This window comes from Azospirillum sp. TSO22-1, from assembly GCF_003116015.1.
Taxonomy (GTDB): domain Bacteria; phylum Pseudomonadota; class Alphaproteobacteria; order Azospirillales; family Azospirillaceae; genus Azospirillum.
This window is the reverse complement of the sequence record NZ_LGQZ01000203.1, coordinates 16,344-35,241: the sequence shown is the minus strand read 5'-3', so window position 1 is coordinate 35,241 and position 18,898 is coordinate 16,344. Positions and strand designations below refer to the sequence as shown.

Genomic DNA, 18,898 nt, shown 5'->3' with positions numbered 1-18,898 from the left:
GCAAGGCCGGCGACAAGGTCTCCGTCACCTGGGTCGACAACAAGGGCGACACACGAACCGACGAAGCCACCGTCACCTGACGGGAGCCCGCGCCCCGCGCCCATCGCACGCATCCAGCACGCAGGAGGATCCCCGACATGGTGAAATGGCTGGCCCTTGCCGCGGCCCTCGTGGTCGCCCAACCCGTTCTCGCCGGCCCGTACCAGCCGGTGGACAAGGTGGCGGTGCCGGAGGCGAAGCGCACGGCGGCGGGGCTCTACCTGACCGCGCCCGAGGCCTTCGCCATGAAGAACGATGGCGGTGACACAGTGCTGTTCCTCGACGTCCGCACCCGTGGCGAGTTCATGTTCCTCGGCTCGCCGACCGTCACCGACGCCAACGTCCCCTACGTGGAGATGGACGACCCGCCGGCCTGGGACGCGGCGAACAAGCGCTACAAGCTGTCGCCCAACTCCGACTTCGCCGCGGCGGTCGCCGCGCGGTTGGAGAGGAAGGGGCTGGGCAAGGACGCGCCGGTCATCCTGATGTGCCGCTCCGGCGACCGCTCGGCACGCGCCGCCGACCTGCTGTCGAAGGCGGGCCACACGCGGGTGTACTCGGTGCTCGACGGCTTCGAGGGCGACATGGGCAAGCAGGGCCGGCGCGACGTCAACGGCTGGAAGAACGCCGACCTGCCCTGGACCTACCAGATGGACGAGGGCAAGGCCTACCTGCGCTGATGCGCAACCAAGAATCACAACCAAGAATCCTGAGGGGGAAACAGTCCATGAGCACACAGCGGACACCGGTGTCCTTCCTGGCGGCGGCGCTGCTCGCCGTGGGATGGACGAGCCACGCGGCGCTTGCCGCCGATCTCGCCGTGGAGGCGCTGGCCGCTCCGTGCGCCGGCTGCCACGGCACCGACGGGACCAGCGTCGGCCTGGCCGCGCCGACCATCGCCGGGCTGCCGAAGGACTACTTCAACGAGGCGATGTTCGGCTACAAGACCGACACCAAGCCCGCCACCGTGATGGGCCGCATCGCCAAGGGCTACGACGACAAGCAGACCGAGGCGCTGGCCGCCCACTTCGCCGCCAAGCCGTTCGGCCGCCCGGGCGGGCAGGCCATCGATTCCGCCCGCCTCGCCAAGGGCAGGGAGCTGGCCGACAAGTACTGTCAGAAGTGTCACGAGAACGAGGGCCGCGACGCCGACGGCGTCGGCGTGCTGGCCGGCCAGAAGCTGACCTACATGCAGTTCTCGGTCTCCGACTTCCTGGCCGGCAAGCGCGAGATGGACAAGCGCCAGAAGGCCAGGTTCGAGGAGCTGGTCAAGGACCACGGCGCCCCGGCGTTCACCGACATCCTGCACTACTACGCCAACGTGAAGTGAGGGGACGGACCATGCTCGCACCCGATCGCCGTTCCTTCCTGAAGCTGACCGCCGCCGGCGTGGCCGCGGCCGGCGTTTCCATGCCATGGGTCGCCCGGGCCGCCACCCAGCGCGTCGTCGTCATCGGCGGCGGCCCCGGCGGCGCCACCGCCGCGCACTACCTGAAGCGCTTCGCGCCCGAGCTCGACGTCACGCTGATCGAGGCCAACGCCAACTACCACACCTGCTTCATGAGCAACGAGGTGGTCGCCGGCCTGCGCAAGCTGGACGAGCTGGCGGTCGGCTTCGACGGCCTGAAGAAGGCCGGCGTCACGGTGGTGACCGACCTCGTCACCGGCATCGACGCCACGGCGAAAACCGTCGCCACCAAGGGCGGGCAGAGCTTCGGCTACGACCGCTGCATCGTCGCGGCGGGCATCGACTTCAAGTTCGACGCCATCGCCGGCTACTCGGCCGAGGCGGCGGAGGCGATGCCGCACGCCTACAAGGCCGGCCCGCAGACGACCCTGCTGCGCAGGCAGCTGGAGGCGATGCCGGACGGCGGCACCTTCGTGCTGGTGGCGCCGCCCAACCCGTTCCGCTGCCCGCCGGGCCCGTACGAGCGGGCCAGCCTGGTCGCCGACTATTTCAAGCGCAACAAGCCGAAGTCGAAGGTGGTCATCCTCGACGCCAAGGACGCCTTCTCCAAGCAGAAGCTGTTCGAGGAGGCGTGGACCCGCTTCTTTGGCTACGGCACCGCGGATTCCATGATCACCTGGGTGCCGGCCAAGCAGGGCGGCACGGTCAAGGAGGTGGACGTCGCCGGCCGGACGGTCGTCGCCGAGGCCGGCAGGTTCAAGGGCGACGTGGTCAACCTGATCCCGCCGCAGATGGCCGGCAGGATCGCCCGCGACGCCGGGCTGGCCGAGAAGGGCTGGGCGGCCATCGACGCCCGCACCTTCGAGTCCAAGGCGGTGCCCGGCGTCCACGTGATCGGCGACGCCGCGGTGGCGACGGCGATGCCGAAGTCGGGCTACGCCGCCTCCTCGCAGGCGAAGGCGGCGGCGGCGGCGGTGATCCAGCTGCTGCGCGGGCAGCCGGTGTTCTCGGTGCCGCTGATCAACACCTGCTACTCGTTCATCAACAAGGACTACTGCTTCTCCATCGCCGGCATCTACGAGCCGTCGCCCGACGGCGCCACGCTGGCCGAGCGGACCGACGCCGGCGGCACCTCGCCGCTGGCCAAGGACGACGACTACCGCCTGCGCGAGGCCCGCTACGCGCACAGCTGGTTCGACAACATCGTCAAGGACAGCTGGGGCTGACCGCCGCCCCGCGCGGCCCCGACGCGGGCCGCGCGGGCGCGTCCGACACTGGAATCCGAGGAGTGTGGTCATGTTCAGCCGGCTTCGGCTCTGGATGACGAGTCCGCGCGCGCTGTGGGGCGGCGGGCTGTCGCTGGTGCTGGTGGGGATCGTCCTGACGGCGGGCTTCGTCGGCAGCTTCAGCGTGTTCACCGAGTACACCAACCGGCTGGAGTTCTGCGTCTCCTGCCACGAGATGGCGAACGGCCCCTACGCCGAGTACCGCAAGAGCATCCACTACAGCAACCGCACCGGCATCCGGGCGGAGTGCAAGGACTGCCACGTCCCGCAGGAGTTCGGGCCGAAGCTGCTGGCCAAGGTGGTCGCGGTGAAGGACGTCTACCACCACCTCGCCGGCACCATCGACACGCCGGAGAAGTTCGAGGCCAACCGCCTGTCCATGGCGCAGCGGGTCTGGGCGCGGCTGGAGGAGACGGAATCCCGCGAGTGCAGGAAGTGCCACGACTTCAAGGCGATGAACCTGGGCGAGCAGGGCCGCCGCGCCAAGGCCAAGCACCCGAAGGCGATGGAGGACTCCAAGCACTGCATCAACTGCCACAAGGGCATCGTGCACGAGCTGCCCAAGGGCTACGACCCCAACGGCTGAGCGTGAGGAGCCCGTCCATGCGTCTCGTTCGTCTTGTGCCCGCCCTGTTGGGCCTGTTCGCTGGCCCAGTGCTGGCCGAGGACCTCGCCACCATCTCGCGCGGCGGGCGGCTCTACGACAACTTCCACCTGGAACTGCAGGAGCACGCCCGGCGCATCTCGCACCTCGCCAACGCCAGGGTGGGCGGGGCGGCCGGCGGCGTGGTCAACCGCTGCGTCGAGTGCCACGGCTGGGACTACCGCGGCAGCGCCGGCGCCACGCCGACGCCGGCCAGGGGCATCGCCGCGCTCGACGGCGGCAGCCCAGCGAAGGTCGCCGCCATCCTCGGCGACGCCACGCACAACCACGCGGCGCTGCTGGAGCCCGACGACATCGAGGCCCTGGTGCAGTTCGTCACCCGCGGCCAGATCGACATGGCCGCCTTCATCGACCCGAAGACCGGCGCCGTGGATGGCAGCCCGGAGCGCGGCGCGCTGATTTATCAGACCATCTGCGCCAACTGCCACGGCACCGACGGGCAGGCCAACGACAACATGCCGGCGATGCGCGACTTCGCGCGCGCCAACCCGTGGCACGCCCTGCACTCGATGCTGAACGGCCATCCGGGCGGCAGCATGCCCTCGCTGCGCGCCCTGCCGGCCAGCCAGCTGGCCGACACGCTGGCCTACATCCAGACGCTGCCAAGCCGTTCCGCCATCGCCTCCATCGTGCGCGGCGGGCGGCTGTACGACAACTGGATGAAGGAGACCGGGCGCGCGGCGCCGGAGGGAGTGCACCCGGCCTACGCGGCGCTGCCGGCCAAGCCGGCCGACCTCAAGCCGAGCGCCACGTGGCGCTGCGTCGAGTGCCACGGCTGGGACTACCGGGGCAAGGACGGCCGCACCGCCGAGGGCGGCCACAGGGCGCCGTTCGGCGGCGTGCGCGGGCTGGCCGGAGGGGCGCCGGCGGCGGTGCGCAAGGTGCTCGACAACGCCGTGCACCGGTTGAACGGCCAGTTGAGCGAGCGCGACAAGACCGACCTCGCCAACTTCGTGACCGCGGGCCAGGTCGACATGGCGCGCTTCATCGACTACGCCACCTGGAGGTTCCGCGGCGACCCGCCGGCCGGCGAGCCGTTCTACCACACCATCTGCGCCGGTTGTCACGGTGCCGACGGCCGCGCCATCCGCACCATGCCGCCGCTGGGCCGCATGGCGAACGAGGATCCGCTGCACGCGCTGCACGGCATCTACAACGGCCACCCCGGCGAATCGATGCCGCCGCTGCGCGCCGTCCCCGACGAGGTGGTGGCCGCGGTGCTGGCCTACGCGCAGACGCTGCCGACGCGGAAATGACCGGTCGTACGGCATGGTTTGCCATTTCTTAACAACCCGCCGCCGATGATCCGCCCGTCGAGGCCGTGGGTGGACGAGCATGGGGCCGACGCGCGCGGGCGAGGTCTATTGGGTGACGGGGCTGTCGGGAGCGGGCAAGAGCACCGTCGCCGCGCGCCTGCGTGAGCGCCTGATCGCCGCCGGCCGCTGCTGCGTGCTGCTCGACGGCGACGCGCTGCGTGCCGTGCTCGGCGTCGAGGGCGATCACCATCCGGACGCCCGCCGCCGGCTCGCCTTCACTTACGCGCGGCTGTGCCGCGAGCTGGCCGGGCAGGGGCTCACCGTCATCTGCGCCACCATGTCGATGTTCCACGACGTGCGGCGCTGGAACCGCGAGCACATCGCCGGCTACCGCGAGATCTACCTGAAGGTGCCGCGCGACGAACTGGCGCGCCGCGACGCCAAGGGCCTGTACGCCGCGGCGGCGGCCGGCACCATCGACCACGTCGTCGGCGTCCACGTCGAGCCGGAGGAGCCGGAATCGCCCGACCTGGTGATCGAGAACCACGGGGACACCTCGCCCGAGGCGGCGGTGGACCGCATCTGCGACGTCTTTGCCCCGGAACCAAGCGAACCAAGCCGCCATGAAGGTTGAGTGGGATTACACGCATCTGGCCCAGGCCTATCTGAAACGCCCGGACTACGCGCCCGAGGTCATCGACGCCATCGTCGCGCTCGCCGGGGCCAGGCCCGGCACGCGGGTGTGCGACGTCGGCGCCGGGGTGGCGCACATGACGCTGCCGCTGCTCGCCCGCGGCCTCACGGTGGATGCGGTGGAGCCGAACGACGCCATGCGCGCGCTGGGCACGCAACGCACCGCCGGCAACCCGGCGGCCACGTGGCACGAGGGCACCGGCGAGGCGACGGGCATGCCAGCGTCCACCTACGCGCTGGTCACCTTCGGCTCGTCCTTCAACGTCTGCGACCGCGCCGCGGCGCTGAAGGAGACGGTGCGCATCCTGGTGCCCGGCGGCTGGTTCGCCTGCCTGTGGAACCACCGCGACCTCGACGACCCGCTGCAGGCCGAGGTGGAGGCCTTGATCCGCAACCGGGTGCCGGACTACGCGCTCGGCACCCGGCGCGAGGACCAGACGGCGGTGATCGAGGCCAGCGGCCTGTTCGGCCCGGCCGAGGCCGTCGAGGGGCGCATCGTCCACACCGTCCCGGCGGAGGACTGGATCGAGGCGTGGCGCTCGCACGCCACGCTGGCCCGGCAGGCCGGCGACGGCCATCTGGCGGTGGTCGCCGCCATCGAGGACCTGCTGGCGGCGCGCGGTCTGGACACCATCCCGGTGCCCTACACCACCCGCGCCTGGATCGCGCAGCGGCGGGACTGACGGCCATGACGGCGGCACTGGGCAGCGGGACGGTGGCCTTCGGCACCAAGGCGGAGACGCTGGAGCGGCTGGCGCCGCGGCTGGCGTCCGGGCGCGTGCTGCCGCTGCTGCACGTCTCCGTCGCCGAGTGGCGCCGCCGGCCGGAGGCCGTCGTCGGATCCGTGCTGGCGCAGCCCTGGGGCGGGGTGCCGCTGATCGTCCGCAGCTCCGCCCAGGGCGAGGATGGTGCCGCCAAGTCCATGGCCGGCCGCTTCACCTCGGTGCCCGGCGTGCGGGCGCAGGACGGGCTGGCCGGCGCCGTGGACATGGTGATCGCCTCCTACGGCACGCCGTTCGAGGGCGCCCACCGCGTGCTGGTGCAGCCGATGCTGCAGGACGTGGTTCTCAGCGGCGTCGCCTTCACGCGCGAGCCGGGCTCGGGCGCGCCGTATCTGGTGGTCAATGCCCACCGCGGCACCGACACCGCGGCGGTGACCGGCGGCGCCGGAGCCGACCTGCTGACCCACTACGCCCACCGCAGCCACACCCCGGCCGAGCCGTGGCTGGCCGCGCTGCGCCGGCTCGCCGACGAGCTGGAGGAACTGCTGGGCACCGCCGCGCTGGACATCGAGTTCGCCTTCGTCGAGGGCGACGAGGTGCCGGTGCTGCTTCAGGTCCGGCCGCTGGCGATGGCCGCCTCGCCGCTCGACGCCGAGGAGCACCGACGCCACCTGTCGCTGATCGCCGACAAGGTGCGCCAGGGCAACCGGCCGCACCCCTACCTGCATGGGCCGCGCACCGTGTACGGCGTGATGCCCGACTGGAACCCGGCGGAGATCATCGGCGTGCGCCCGCGGCCGCTGGCGCTGTCGCTGTATCGGGCGCTGGTCACCGACGCCATCTGGGCCTATCAGCGCCACAACTACGGCTACCACAACCTGCGCAGCTTCCCGCTGATGGTCAGCTTCCACGGGCTGCCCTACGTGGACGTGCGGGTCAGCTTCAACTCGTTCCTGCCGGCGGACATCGGCGGCGCGTTGGGCGACCGGCTGGTCTCGCACTACATCGACCGCCTGATCGCCGCCCCGGCGCTGCACGACAAGGTCGAGTTCGAGATCGTCTTCTCCTGCTACACCTTCGACCTGCCGCAACGCCTCGCCCGGCTGGCCGAGGCCGGATTCGCGCAGGACGACCGCGACCGGCTGGCGGACAGCCTGCGGCGCCTCACCAACCGCATCATCGGCCACGACACCGGGCTGTGGCGCGGCGACGCCGCCAAGCTCGAGGAGCTGGAGCGGCGCCGCGCCGCGATCCTCGCCGCCGACCTCGACCCGCTGGCGCGCGTCTACTGGCTGCTGGAGGACTGCAAGCGCTACGGCACGCTGCCCTTCGCCGGGCTGGCGCGCGCCGGCTTCATCGCCAACCAGACGCTGAAGTCGCTGGTCGCCGTCGGCGTGCTGTCGAACGAGGACGTGGCGCGCTTCATGGCGGGCGTGGACACGGTCAGCGGGCGCATGGCCGGCGACTTCGCGGGCCTCAGCCGGCCCGCCTTCCTGGAGCGTTACGGCCATCTGCGGCCGGGCACCTACGACATCCTGTCGCCGCGCTACGACGAGGCGCCGGACCGCTACTTCTCCTGGGACGCCGAGCCGGCCCCGCCGCGTGAGCATCCCCGCTTCGCCCTGACGCTGGAGCAGATGCGGCGCATCAACGCGCTGCTGGCCGAGCACGGGCTGGAGCACGACGTGGTCGGCCTGTTCGACTTCCTGGAGGCGGCGATCCGCGGGCGCGAGCATTCCAAGTTCGTCTTCACCCGCAGCCTGTCCGACGCGCTGTCGCTGCTGGGCGCCCTCGGGGCGGAGCACGGCTTCTCGCTCGACGACATGTCCTACGCCGACGCCGCGCTGGTGACCGAGTTGTACGCCGGTAGCGCCGATGTGCGCGCCACGCTGGCCGGGAGCATCGCCGCGGGCCGCGCCCGCCACGATCTCACGCGCAGCCTGGTGCTGCCGCCGCTGATCGCGGACGCCGACGTGGTGTGGGACTTTGCGCTGCCGCCGACCGACCCGAACTTCGTCACGCACGGTCGCGCCTGCGGCCCGGTGGCGACGCCGGACAGCGCGGACCTGAGCGGCGCCATCGTGATGATCAGGAACGCCGACCCCGGCTTCGACTGGATCTTCTCGCACGGGATCGCCGGCTTCGTGACCGCCTACGGCGGGGTGAACTCGCACATGGCGATCCGCGCCGCCGAGTTGGGCCTGCCCGCCGTGGTCGGTGCCGGCGAGGCGCTGTTCGCCCGCTGGTCGGCGGCGCGCGTGCTGGAACTCGACGCCGGCAACCGGCAGGTCAAGGTGCTGCAATGATCCCGCCCACTCTGGTTCCGATCGCCGTCACCCAGCGCGTCGCCATCGACCCGGCGCACGGCGAGCGGCGCGATGCGCTCGACCAGCGCTGGGCGCCGTTCCTCGCCGCCTGCGGGCTGCTGCCGGTGCCGGTGCCGAACGACGCGGAGCTGGCGGTGGCGCTGGCCGAGCGGGCGGGGGTGGCCGGGCTGCTGCTGACCGGCGGCAACGACATCGGCACCGCGCCCGAGCGCGACGGGACCGAGCGCCGGCTGGTGGCGTGGGCGGAGGCGCGCGGGCTGCCGGTGCTGGGCGTGTGCCGCGGCATGCAGATGCTGCTGACGCTGGCCGGGGTGGCGCTGGAGCCGGTGAGCGGGCATGTGGCGGTCCGGCACGCGATCCGCCTCGGCGACGAGCGGGTGGAGGTGAACAGCTACCACGGCCTCGCCGCGCGCATGGTGGGCGAAGAGTTGGCGGCCGGCGATCTGGAGGCCTGGGGCGTCGCCGACGACGGCGTGGTCGAGGCGGTGCGCCACCGCGGCCGACCGACCGTGGGCATCATGTGGCATCCGGAGCGTGAGGTGCCGTTCCGGGCACTGGATGTTGATCTGATCACCACGCTGTTCCAGGGCAATGCCCGATGAGTGGCCCCGACTATCGTTCGGCGGCCATGAGCCACCCGCTGCTGCGCGAAGGGCGCGATGTCGAGGTGGCGCAGGAATACATCCAGGCCTGCGTCGCCGCTCCCGAGGACCTTTTCCGGCGTCGTCGGGCCGTCTCCCTCCTGGGCGAAATGACCAGCCGCCATCTCGAGACGGGCGGCTTGCCGCAGGAGGTGATCGCCTGCTTCTGGCGCTTCGTCGAGGCGGTGCCGGCCTTCCGCGGACAGGCCGACTCGCTGTCGGCGCTCGACCAGGGTCCGCGTGGGCCGGTGCTGGCGGCGATGGCGGAGGCCGTCGATGCCATCCGCGTGCGGGCGCGGCGCTGGGCGGAGGGCGTCGCGCGGCGGCAGGCGGCGCCCCGGCATCTGCTGCTGGTTACGCTGCCCTTCAGCGGGGTTTCGGCCATTGCTCCGATCCTTGAGGAGTACCTCAAGGCAGAGGGCTTCGCGCTGCTCAACGATGTCAACCGGCTGCCCGGCGCGCTGGCCGATGCCGATGCCGGGGGGCCGCGGGTGTTCGCCTGGTTCCACGCCCCGCACGAGGCAATGGAGCCCTACCTGCGGCGGCCGGACACCGCCGTCGTCTACCTGCACCGCGACCCGCGTGACGTGGTGATCAGCAGCCTGTGCCAGGGCGAACCGTCCCCGGGCGCGGTGTTCGCCGGCATCTTCGGTTACCGTTTGGACGAGCTTCTGGTGGACTGCGCACCGTACTTCCAGGCGCTGGCCGCGGCCGACGCCGCGGCCTGGACGACCACCTTTCCGGCCATGAAGGCCGACGTGCCGGGCTGCGCGCTGCGCATCCTGGGCATGCTCGACCTGGAGCCGGACGAAGCCCGGGTGCGCGCGCTGGCCGAGGCGTACAGCTTCCGGGCGCTGGCCGGGCGCAGGGAGGGCGAGGGGGCAAAGTTCCAGCGCCTGGGACCGTACGTGGTGCGTAAGGGCACGTCGGGGCAGTGGCGGGAGCGTTTCGACCGCACCTGTGCCGTGTTCTTCGCCGCCAAGTACGGGCATCTTCTGCTGGCCGCCGGCTGGACCGGGGACATGGATTGGATCGACGAGGTGCAGGGATGAAGGCCGTGATTCTCGCCGCCGGGCGCGGCAGCCGCATGAAGGGCCTGACCGACGACCGGCCCAAGTGCCTGGTGGAGCTGAACGGGCGCCTGCTGCTGGACCGGCAGGTGGCGGCGTTGCGCGGCGCCGGCTGCGCGGCGGTGGCGGTGGTCGCGGGTTACCGCGGCGACCTGCTGGAGGGGCGCGGGCTGTCCATCTTCACAAACCCGCGCTGGGCCGAGACCAACATGGTGGTCTCGCTGACCTGCGCCGCCCCCTGGCTGGAGGCGGAGCCCTGTCTGGTCAGCTACGGCGACATCTTCTACACGGCGGAGACGGCGCGCCGGCTGGCGGCCACCGAGGCCGACATCGCCATCAGCTACGATCCCGCGTGGCTGGCGCTGTGGTCGGCGCGCTTCGCCGATCCGCTCAGCGACGCCGAGACCTTCCGCCTCAACCCCGACGGCACCGTGGCCGACATCGGCCGCCGCCCGACCGGCCTGCACGAGGTGCAGGGCCAGTACATGGGCCTGCTGCGCTTCACCTCCGCCGGCTGGGCGCGCTTCGCCGCGCATCTCGATGCAGTCGGGCCGGAGGCGGCGGCGAAGCTGGACATGACCTCGATGCTGCGCGCGCTGATCGCGGGCGGTGCGGCGGTGCGCGCCGTGCCGGCCGAGGGCGCCTGGGGCGAGGTGGACAGCGCCACCGACCTCGCGTTCTACGAACAGCGCGCCGACTGAGCGTCCGTCAGGGCAGCGGCCCGGTCTGGTGCAGCGTCACCCGGATGCCGCCGTGCGACACCGGGGCGCCCGGCGGCGCGAAGGGCAGGCCGGTCGCCTTGGCGAGCGATGCCTCGTTGGTCACCAGACCGACGCGCCAGCCGGAAAACCCGCCCAGCAGCGTCTGGCCGAGCGCGTGGTAGAGCGGGTACAGCTGCTTGGTGTCGCCGATGCGGCCGCCGTAGGGCGGATTGACGATGACGAGGCCGGGCGGCCCTTCGGGGGGCGTGAGGTCGCTGATCGCGTGCTGGCGGAACTCGGTGAAGGCGGCGACGCCGGCGCGCTCCGCGTTGGCGCGGCTCATGCTGACGGCGCCTGCGTCGCGGTCGCTGCCGTAAAAGCGGACGGCGGGCGCGCCGCTGTCCGCCATGCCGCGCAGGCGCTGCCACGCCGCGGCGTCGAAGCTGGCCAGTTGCTCGAAGGCGAAGCTCCGCGAACGGCCGGGGTTGAGGCCGGCGGCGATCTCCGCCGCCTCGATGACGAAGGTGCCGGACCCGCACATCGGATCGACCACCGGCTCGCGGCCGTCGAACCCGCACTGGCGCAGGAAGAGGGAGGCCAGCGTCTCGCGCATCGGCGCCTTGTTGACCGCCTCCTTGTGGCCGCGCTTGTGCAGGGACTCGCCGGAGGTGTCGATGCTGATGGTGCACAGGTCGTCGTCGATGCGCGCCTTGACGACGACCTCGGCCTCGTCGGAGGCTGGGGCGCCCAGCTCCTCGCGGATGGCGCGCTCGATGCGCTGCGCCGCGGCGCCCGCGTGGTAGATGCGCGAGCCCTTGCAGGACGCCTCGACGCGCACCGGCACGTCGGGGCGCAGGATCTCCGCCCAAGGGACGCGGCGCGCCCGCTTGTCGAGCTGGGCGAGGTGGAACGCCCGGAAGGTGGCGACGCGCGCCAGCACGCGGGTGGCGCCGCGCAGCTCCAGGTTCGCCCGCCAGACCTCCGGCCAGCCGCCCTTCAGCGTCACGCCGCCCTTGCCGGGCGTCGGTTCGCGGAATCCCTTGGCCTGCGCCTCGGCGCACAGCACGGGCTCCAGGCCGGGGGCGGTCACCACGTAGATCTCGAAGTCGGCGTCTGTGCTCATCGCGCCTACATATCGCGAAGGCCGGCCGCCAGCGACAGCTTTCTCGTGGTCAGCAGGCGGTAAGGCACTCCTCGACGATGCCCAGCGCGCGGTCGAGATCTGTGCGCGCGATGGTCAGCGGCGGCGACAGGGTCAGCACGCTGCCCATCGTCGTCTTGAAGCTCAGCCCGCGCTCCAGCGCGGCGTACAGCACCGCCTCGGCGCGGTCGGCGTCGGGCGTGCCGTCCGGGCGCACCAGCTCGACGCCGATCAGCAGGCCGGCGCCGCGCACCTCGGCTACGCCGCCGACGCGGGCCGCCACCTCCTCCAGCCGCCCCCGCGCGTAGGCGCCGAGGTCGGCGGCGCGCTCGACCAGCCCCTCGTCGCGGATGATGTCCAGCACCGTCAGGCCGGCGCGGGCGAGCAGCGGGTTCTTCTCGTGCGTGTAGTGCCCCAGCGCCCGGTCGGCGGCGACGTCCAGCCCGTCGCGGGCGATCACCGCCGCCAGCGGCAGCATGGCGCCGCCCAGCGCCTTGCCCAGCACCAGGATGTCCGGCGTCACGCCGAACGGCTCGTGGCTGAACAGCGCGCCGGTCTTGCCGAGGCCGGTCGGAATCTCGTCGAAGATCAGCAGCGCGCCGGTCTCGTCGCAGGCCTGCCGCACCGCGGCCCAGAACCCCGGCGGCGGCACGTAGGGGACGGCGCGCACCGGCTCCGCCACCACGGCGGCGACGTCGCCCTCCTTCTCCAGCGCGTAGCGCACCATGCGGGCGCAGGCCATGCGGCAGGCGTCGAGGTCGGGCGCGCCGCTCCTGGACGGGAAGCCGTAGGGGCAGCGCGAGCAGGCGAAGGGGGCGACATGCTCGGTGCCGGCCAGCAGCGGGCCGATGCCGTGCGAGCGGAAGACCGACTCGCCGCCGACGCTCACCGCGCCGAAGCCGGCGCCGTGGAAGGCGTCCCAGAACGACACCGTCTTGAAGCGGCCGGTCGCCACGCGGGCGAGCTTCAGCGCGATCTCGATGCCCTCCGACCCGCCCGGTGCGAACAGCACCTTCGAGCCGGGACCGGTCGGCGACAGGGCGGCCAGCCGCTCGGCCAGCTCCGCCGCCTCGTCGCAGGCGAAGCGGCGCGGCGCGAAGGTGAGGTCGTCGAGCTGGCGCTTCAGCGCTTCCTTCAGGCGGGGGTGAGCGTAGCCGATGTGGTGCGCGCTGTTGCCGTGGAAATCCATGAAGCGCCGGCCGTCGGCGTCCTCGATCCAGATGCCCTCGGCCTTGCGCACGGCGCTCAGGCAGGGCGTGGACAGCGACTGGCGCAGGAAGGCCCGCGCGTCGCGCTCGACCAGGGCGCGGGAGCGCGGGCCGACCCGACGCTCGGCCCAGTCGGCGCGCCGGGGGCCCAGGTTGATGTCGCCTTCGGAGCGTTCGCCGATCACCGCATCCTCCCTTTCACTGGCCTTTCACTGACCCTTCACCGGTTCAGCACGATCAGCACGATTCCCGCGGCCACCACCAGCGAGGCGCCGAGCCGCGCGGCGAGGTTCCGCTCGCCCAGCCACAGCGCCCCCATCAGCACGGACAGCGGGATGGAGGCCTGCCGCACGCTGGTCACCGCCGCGACGCTGCCGCCCAATTGGTAGACCAGCAGGATCAGATAGTACGACGCGTAGGCGATGGCCCCCGCCGTCATGCCGCTCAACAGTCCGCGCCGGCCGCCCAGGCGCACCGGCATGCCGATCAGGCGGAAGGCCAGCAACTCCACCGGCAGCGCCAGGCCCTGCGCCCAGACCAGCACCAGCTCCGGCGCGGCCAGCTGCATGGCGCGCCCGTCGGCGACCGAGTAGACCGCCGATCCCAGCATGGCGACCACCGCCGCCGCCAGCGTGGGCGGGTCGTCGAAGCGCTTGCCCGGCCGCGCCTGCAAGAGGAAACCGCCGGCCAGCACCAGCGCGATGCCGACCAGCAGCGGCGCGCCGTAGCTGCGCCCCTCGACCATCCAGCCGAAGGCCACCACCGCCACCGGCGAGGCGCGCACCACAGGATAGTAGGCCGACAGGTCGCCGCGCCGCAACGCCAGGGCCAGCGCCGTGCCGTACAGCATCTGCCCGCCGGCCGAGGCCAGCAGCGCCGGCCATACCGCCTCCGACGGCCACAGCGCCACGCCGGAGATCAGCGCCTGCACGACGCCGATCCCGACCAGCGTGGTGCCGAGGATCAGGAAGGATCCTGCCGGGCTGGCGTCGCGCTTGACCAGGACGTTCCAGACCGGGTGCAGCGCGGCGGACAGCAGGACCAGAGCGGCGAGGGACGGCGGCACGGGGCTACGGCGTCTCCCCGCGGGCCAGCCGCGCCTCGATCACGTCGAGCAGCGGCAGCGCGTCAGCCAAGCTCGGCACCACGTAGTGCGCTCCGGCGCCCGCCAGCTTGTCGGCGGCGCGGGCGCGCAACGCGGCGCGGCCGGTCTCCGGCACCTCCCGCCATTCGGCGAGCGGCAGGCCGACCTCGTTGCCGGTGTCGGTCAACGCGATGGTCCACATGCCGGCGTTCAGCCCCTCCTCGACGTCCACCACCGTGTCGCCGATCTTCACGCAGGCCTGCACGGGCGAGATCTGCAGGTCGATCAGGCACTTCAGCGCCATGTACGGGCCGGGCCGGCCGGCCGGCGTCTCGCCGGCGCAGACGACGCAGTCGGGGCGGTAGCCCTGCTTCGCCGCCTCGGCGAGGACCACCTCCATCACCGGCGCCGGGTAGCCGGTGGTCGAGCCGATCTTCAGCCCGCGCGCCCGCATGGCCTCGACCGCGTCGAGCGCGCCGGGGATCAGCGCCGAATGCTCGGCCACCACGCCGACCTGGAGCGGCAGGAAACGCTCGTACAGCGCGTCCACGTCGGCGTCGGTCGGCGCCTTGCCGTGCTTGGCGGTCCAGGCCTCGGCCACGGGCGGCATGCGGGTGATCGCCTGGATGTGGTTCCACTTCGGCATACCCATGGGCGCGCGTGCCTGCTCCAGCGTGATGTCGACGCCGGAGCGGTGGAACGCCTCCATGAAGGCGGCGGCCGGGGCGAGGCAGCCGAAATCGACGGTCGTGCCGGCCCAGTCGAGCACCACGGCCTTGAGCGGGCCGGTGTAGCGGCGGGTGTAGGTGTGGGTCATGGGTGGTCTCTTTCCCTCGTGTTTCTACGCCGGCGCGCCGGAGCGCACGCCCATGTCGTCGAGCGTCGCGCGGATCGCGGCCAGCGCCGCTTCCATCTCCGCTGCCCCCAGCCGGCCGATGCAGCCGATGCGGAAGCTGTCGGCGACCGTCAGCTTGCCGGGGTAGATGACGAAGCCCTTGTCGCGCAGCCGGTCGTAGAAGGTCTCGAAGACGAAGGCCGGGTCGGCCGGCATGCGGAAGGTGACGATGATCGGCGCCTGCAAGCCGTCCGGCAGCAGCGTGCGGAAGCCCAGCGCCCGCATCCCCTCCACCAGGATCCGGCAATTGGCGGCGTAGCGGGCGCCGCGCCCCTCGACGCCGCCCTCGGCCGTGTGCTCGTCGATCGCCTGCCCGAAGGCGGCCAGCACGTGGGTGGGCGGGGTGAAGCGCCACTGCGCGTTGGCCTCGAAGCCCTTCCACTGGTCGTGCAGGTCGAGGCTGAGCGAATGCGCGTTCCCCCGGGCCGCCGCCAGCGCGTCGGTGCGGACGATGACGAAGCCCATGCCGGGCGCGCCTTCCAGGCATTTGTTGGAGGAGGCGGCGACCGCCTCGAACGGGATGGCGGCGGCGTCCAGCGGCAGGGCGCCGAAGGCGCTCATGGAGTCGATCAGCAGCCGTCGGCCGTGCCGTGCCACCACGGTCGCCACGTCGCCGACCGGGTTGAGGATGCCCGACGTGGTCTCGCAATGGACCACCGCCACGTGGGTGATCGCCGGGTCCGCCGCCAGCGCGCGGTCGAGGGCACCGATGTCCACCGGCTGGTCCTCCGCCGCCTCGATGGCCGTCACCGCGCGCCCGATCACCTCGGCCATGCGGACCATGCGCTTGCCGTAGGCGCCGTTGACCAGCACCAGCAGCTTGCCGGCGCGCGGCACCAAGGTGCCGATCATCGCCTCCACCGCGAAGGTGCCGGAGCCCTGCATCGGCACCGCCACGTGCGTGCCCGTCGCACCCGCCAGCTCCGCCAGCCGCGCGCGGATGCGGGTGTTGAGCGCGATGAAGGCGCCGTCGCGCGAGCCCCAGTCGCGCAGCATCGCCTCCTTGACGGTGCGCGAGGTGGTCAGCGGGCCGGGTGTCAGCAGATAGGGTTCCTGCATCGGGGTCTCCCTGTCGAACGGTGAGGTGATTGCACCGCGCGGGCTTCCATAAATCAAATCAATTTTATCTATAGCAACATTGATAATGTCTATTGATACTGCGGTGTGTGCGCTGCCCGCGCGACAAACTCACACATGTGCATTCCGTGGTTATGGGAATATCTTTACGGATTGATCCACCTATGGTGAGGTTTCGTGGTCACCCGTCGGCCACGCGCCGAACCGTGTGGTCCGAAAGGCAAAGCAGGCAAAAGGCTCGCGGACGCCATGCAGATTCAGCCGATTTCCGCGCCGGCCGTGGCGGCGCAGCCGTCGCCCTCGTCAGCGCCGTTGCCGTCCGCGACTGTCCGGGACAGCGCCACCATCGTCGACACGGTCACGCTCTCCGCCACGGCGCAGGCGTTGCTGGACGCTCCAGCGCAACCGGCCTCCGCCCCGGCGAGCGTCTGGGGATCGCAATCGGTCGGGGACGCGCTGGCCGCGCTCAACGATGCCAGCGGTAGGACGGCGGTCGCCGACCAGATCGCGGCCTTCAAGGCGCTCAACGCCATGGTGGCGGACAGCGCGAACTTCGACACCGACGCCAAGCGCGCGGAGGCGTCCGGTGTCGTCGCTGCTTTCCTGGATTCCGCCTACGCGCAACGTTTGGAGGATGTCTTTACGAAGGTTCAGACGCGGATGCGGACGACGCAATACGGCTTCACGCCCGAATCGCTGCAGAGCACGCTGAAGGCGTTCGATGCATTGTCCGCCGACGATCAGCAGACGTTTCTGGCCGCGAAGAACCTGTACGAGGGCTCGGTGCGGCAATCCCCGGCTGGCGCGCCGGACGCGTTCGCGTCCGTCGACACCTATCGCGCCGGCCTGACGGCGCGGATCGGCATCATGCGGGAACTTGGCGTGGCGTTGGCCGATCCCGCCTACACCGCCAAGATCAGCGAGGAACTCGCCCGGGAGCCGCGTGCCGGCGAACTGGTCGAGAGCAACAATCATCGTACGCTCAAGGCCATTGGCGCCGTGGTGCAGGCAGCGGGCGATCAGCGGACGCTCGACCTCCTCGGCCTGGTGGCGACGAGCCAGGAGAGCGACTCTTGGACAGCCAGGGCCGAGGCGCATTTCGCGGCCTTCGGGCCACCCCCGGATACGTCGCCGTCGCTTGGTACGGTCGATCCGACGTGGCCGGAGAAAACGCCGGGGTACCAGCGGCCGAGCAACACCGAGCTTGCCAAGGCGCTGTCGACCATCAACGACAACAGCGGGCGGACGCCGCTGCTGGATCAGGCGAAGGCGTTCACGACAGTGAGCCGCTACACCTGGGAAGCGGGGGATATAGGCCCGACGCGAATGGCCATCGTCAAGAACTGGGAGACCTCGGGCATCCTGCCCAAATTGTGGGCGGCGGAAGACCGCATGGCGCGCGCGCAGAACAGTTTCTTGCCTGAGATGATTCGCCGGGACGAAGCGGGCGAGGTGTACTCCGGCTACGAGTACACGCTGAAGGCGCTCAACACGCTCTCCGAAAGCGACCAGCAGTTCTATTTCGCCATGTACGGCAGCAACCGATTCCGCTACGGCACCGCGGCGGACACCGGGACCGTCCTGTACGGTTCGCTCGATGAGTACAAGACGGCGCTGGCGCGGGAGGATGACGCGTACGTCTTCCAGCAGAAGGATGCGCCCGGATCCCACAGCGCCGCGAAGGCGTTGCAGACTCTGGCGGAAATGTCGAAGGCGGCCAAGGAACCCGCGAAGGGCGGGAGCGCGTCGGCAACGGCCGCCGCCTTCCATGCACCAGCGCTGCCGACTCCCGGAACCATCAACGCGTCCATCGCCCTGGAGGTGTTGACGCGGATGTCCGGCATCGGGCACGCGCCCGTATCCGGCCGCTGATACCGCCGCGCCGTCACAGCGTCTCCAGGATCGCCCGGTGCAGCTCCGGCGTTGCCGCGGCGACGATGCGGCCATCGGAGTCGATGCCGGGCGGGCGGCCCCGCCAGTCGGTGACGACACCGCCGGCGCCTTCGATCACCGCGACCAGTGGTAGATAGTCATAGGGCTGCAAGCCGACCTCCACCACCGCGTCCACCGTGCCCGCCGCCACCAGGGCGTAGGCGTAGCAGTCGCCACCGAAGCGGCGCAGCCGCGCCTTGGCGCTCACCCGCGCGAACGCATCGGCGTCAGCGCCTTCGAAGATGTCGGGGGTGGTGGCGTAGAGCACCGCGTCCTCCAGCCGCGTGCAGGCACGGGTCCGGCAGGGTCGGCCGTTCAGCGTCGTGCCGCGTCCGGCGACACCCACCCAGCGCTCGCGCAGCGGCTGGATCTCCACCACCCCCAGCACCGGCCGCCCCTCGTCGAGCAGCGCCAGCAGCGTGCCGAACAGCGGCAGGCCGGTGATGAAGCTCTTGGTGCCGTCGATGGGGTCGATCACCCAGACGAAGCGGCGGCCGATGTCCTGCCGCCCGTACTCCTCGCCGAGGATGCCGTGGTCGGGGAAGCGCTCGCGGATGGCGGCGCGCAGCATCTCCTCCACGGCGCGGTCGGCGATGGTGACGGGGGAGCCGTCGCCTTTCACCTCCACCGGCAGGGGCTGGCGGAAGAAGCGGTCGATCACCGGCCGCGTCCGCTCGGCCAGGCTGTCGGCGAAGGCGGCGAACGCGTCGAGCGGGGCGTCGGTCATGGATCGTCCTTTCGGAGAGGTCGTGCG

18 protein-coding genes are annotated in these 18,898 nt (G+C 71.6%); 12 read left to right on the top strand and 6 right to left on the bottom strand.

Annotation, left to right across the window (positions count from 1 at the left end):
- Nucleotides 1–137: 137 nt before the first annotated feature.
- From TSO221_RS33745 to TSO221_RS33695, 11 genes are all read left to right on the top strand, one after another.
- A complete protein-coding gene (locus TSO221_RS33745) occupies nucleotides 138–719 on the top strand; it encodes a rhodanese-like domain-containing protein (RefSeq protein ID WP_109122838.1) in 582 nt (193 codons plus the stop codon).
- 47 nt (nucleotides 720–766) lie between these two features.
- Nucleotides 767–1,369: a c-type cytochrome gene (locus TSO221_RS33740; RefSeq protein WP_109122837.1), complete on the top strand. Its 603-nt coding sequence runs from the start codon at nucleotides 767–769 to the stop codon at nucleotides 1,367–1,369.
- An 11-nt stretch (nucleotides 1,370–1,380) separates the two neighbouring features.
- Nucleotides 1,381–2,673, top strand: coding sequence for an NAD(P)/FAD-dependent oxidoreductase (locus TSO221_RS33735; RefSeq protein WP_109122836.1), 1,293 nt, complete (start codon nucleotides 1,381–1,383; stop codon nucleotides 2,671–2,673).
- Between the two features lie 70 nt (nucleotides 2,674–2,743).
- Entirely contained in the window at nucleotides 2,744–3,319 is a 576-nt protein-coding gene (locus tag TSO221_RS33730; RefSeq protein ID WP_247878390.1) for a NapC/NirT family cytochrome c, read from the top strand.
- A gap of 17 nt (nucleotides 3,320–3,336) precedes the next feature.
- Nucleotides 3,337–4,653 carry a c-type cytochrome gene (locus TSO221_RS33725; protein ID WP_109122835.1) on the top strand — a complete coding sequence of 439 codons (1,317 nt, stop codon included), beginning with the start codon at nucleotides 3,337–3,339 and terminating at the stop codon, nucleotides 4,651–4,653.
- A gap of 79 nt (nucleotides 4,654–4,732) precedes the next feature.
- Nucleotides 4,733–5,287, top strand: a complete 555-nt coding sequence (locus tag TSO221_RS33720; protein WP_109122834.1) for an adenylyl-sulfate kinase — start codon at nucleotides 4,733–4,735, stop codon at nucleotides 5,285–5,287.
- Nucleotides 5,277–6,029, top strand: a complete 753-nt coding sequence (locus TSO221_RS33715; protein WP_109122833.1) for a methyltransferase domain-containing protein — start codon at nucleotides 5,277–5,279, stop codon at nucleotides 6,027–6,029. The genes TSO221_RS33720 and TSO221_RS33715 overlap by 11 nt, the downstream gene beginning before the upstream one ends.
- A gap of 5 nt (nucleotides 6,030–6,034) precedes the next feature.
- A complete protein-coding gene (locus TSO221_RS33710; protein WP_109122832.1) occupies nucleotides 6,035–8,374 on the top strand; it encodes a PEP/pyruvate-binding domain-containing protein in 2,340 nt (779 codons plus the stop codon).
- Nucleotides 8,371–8,997: a gamma-glutamyl-gamma-aminobutyrate hydrolase family protein gene (locus TSO221_RS33705; protein WP_109122831.1), complete on the top strand. Its 627-nt coding sequence runs from the start codon at nucleotides 8,371–8,373 to the stop codon at nucleotides 8,995–8,997. Before TSO221_RS33710 ends, TSO221_RS33705 begins: the two co-directional genes overlap by 4 nt.
- Nucleotides 8,994–10,088: a sulfotransferase domain-containing protein gene (locus TSO221_RS33700; protein WP_146208995.1), complete on the top strand. Its 1,095-nt coding sequence runs from the start codon at nucleotides 8,994–8,996 to the stop codon at nucleotides 10,086–10,088. The genes TSO221_RS33705 and TSO221_RS33700 overlap by 4 nt, the downstream gene beginning before the upstream one ends.
- Nucleotides 10,085–10,807 (top strand): phosphocholine cytidylyltransferase family protein, encoded by a 723-nt coding sequence (locus TSO221_RS33695; protein WP_109122829.1) that lies wholly within the window; start codon nucleotides 10,085–10,087, stop codon nucleotides 10,805–10,807. Before TSO221_RS33700 ends, TSO221_RS33695 begins: the two co-directional genes overlap by 4 nt.
- Before the next feature lie 7 nt (nucleotides 10,808–10,814).
- On the opposite strand, the gene TSO221_RS33690 is transcribed toward TSO221_RS33695, so the two are convergent.
- The 5 genes from TSO221_RS33690 to TSO221_RS33670 are packed head-to-tail and all read right to left on the bottom strand — an operon-like array spanning nucleotide 10,815 to nucleotide 16,194.
- A complete protein-coding gene (locus TSO221_RS33690; RefSeq protein WP_109122828.1) occupies nucleotides 10,815–11,930 on the bottom strand; it encodes an RNA methyltransferase in 1,116 nt (371 codons plus the stop codon).
- A gap of 49 nt (nucleotides 11,931–11,979) precedes the next feature.
- On the bottom strand, nucleotides 11,980–13,341 hold the full coding sequence (locus TSO221_RS33685; protein ID WP_109122827.1) for an aspartate aminotransferase family protein: 1,362 nt from the start codon (nucleotides 13,339–13,341) through the stop codon (nucleotides 11,980–11,982).
- Between the two features lie 35 nt (nucleotides 13,342–13,376).
- Nucleotides 13,377–14,222, bottom strand: a complete 846-nt coding sequence (locus TSO221_RS33680; RefSeq protein ID WP_109122826.1) for a DMT family transporter — start codon at nucleotides 14,220–14,222, stop codon at nucleotides 13,377–13,379.
- Between the two features lie 4 nt (nucleotides 14,223–14,226).
- Nucleotides 14,227–15,057, bottom strand: coding sequence for a phosphonoacetaldehyde hydrolase (phnX, locus tag TSO221_RS33675; protein WP_109122825.1), 831 nt, complete (start codon nucleotides 15,055–15,057; stop codon nucleotides 14,227–14,229).
- A 24-nt stretch (nucleotides 15,058–15,081) separates the two neighbouring features.
- Nucleotides 15,082–16,194 (bottom strand): 2-aminoethylphosphonate--pyruvate transaminase, encoded by a 1,113-nt coding sequence (locus TSO221_RS33670; RefSeq protein WP_109122824.1) that lies wholly within the window; start codon nucleotides 16,192–16,194, stop codon nucleotides 15,082–15,084.
- Between the two features lie 267 nt (nucleotides 16,195–16,461).
- Here TSO221_RS33670 and TSO221_RS33665 point away from each other — a divergent pair, with 267 nt between their 5' ends.
- Nucleotides 16,462–18,084: a hypothetical protein gene (locus TSO221_RS33665; protein ID WP_109122823.1), complete on the top strand. Its 1,623-nt coding sequence runs from the start codon at nucleotides 16,462–16,464 to the stop codon at nucleotides 18,082–18,084.
- 13 nt (nucleotides 18,085–18,097) lie between these two features.
- Here TSO221_RS33665 and hisN read toward each other — a convergent pair whose 3' ends face one another.
- On the bottom strand, nucleotides 18,098–18,871 hold the full coding sequence (gene hisN / locus TSO221_RS33660) for a histidinol-phosphatase (RefSeq protein ID WP_109122822.1): 774 nt from the start codon (nucleotides 18,869–18,871) through the stop codon (nucleotides 18,098–18,100).
- Nucleotides 18,872–18,898 lie beyond the last annotated feature (27 nt).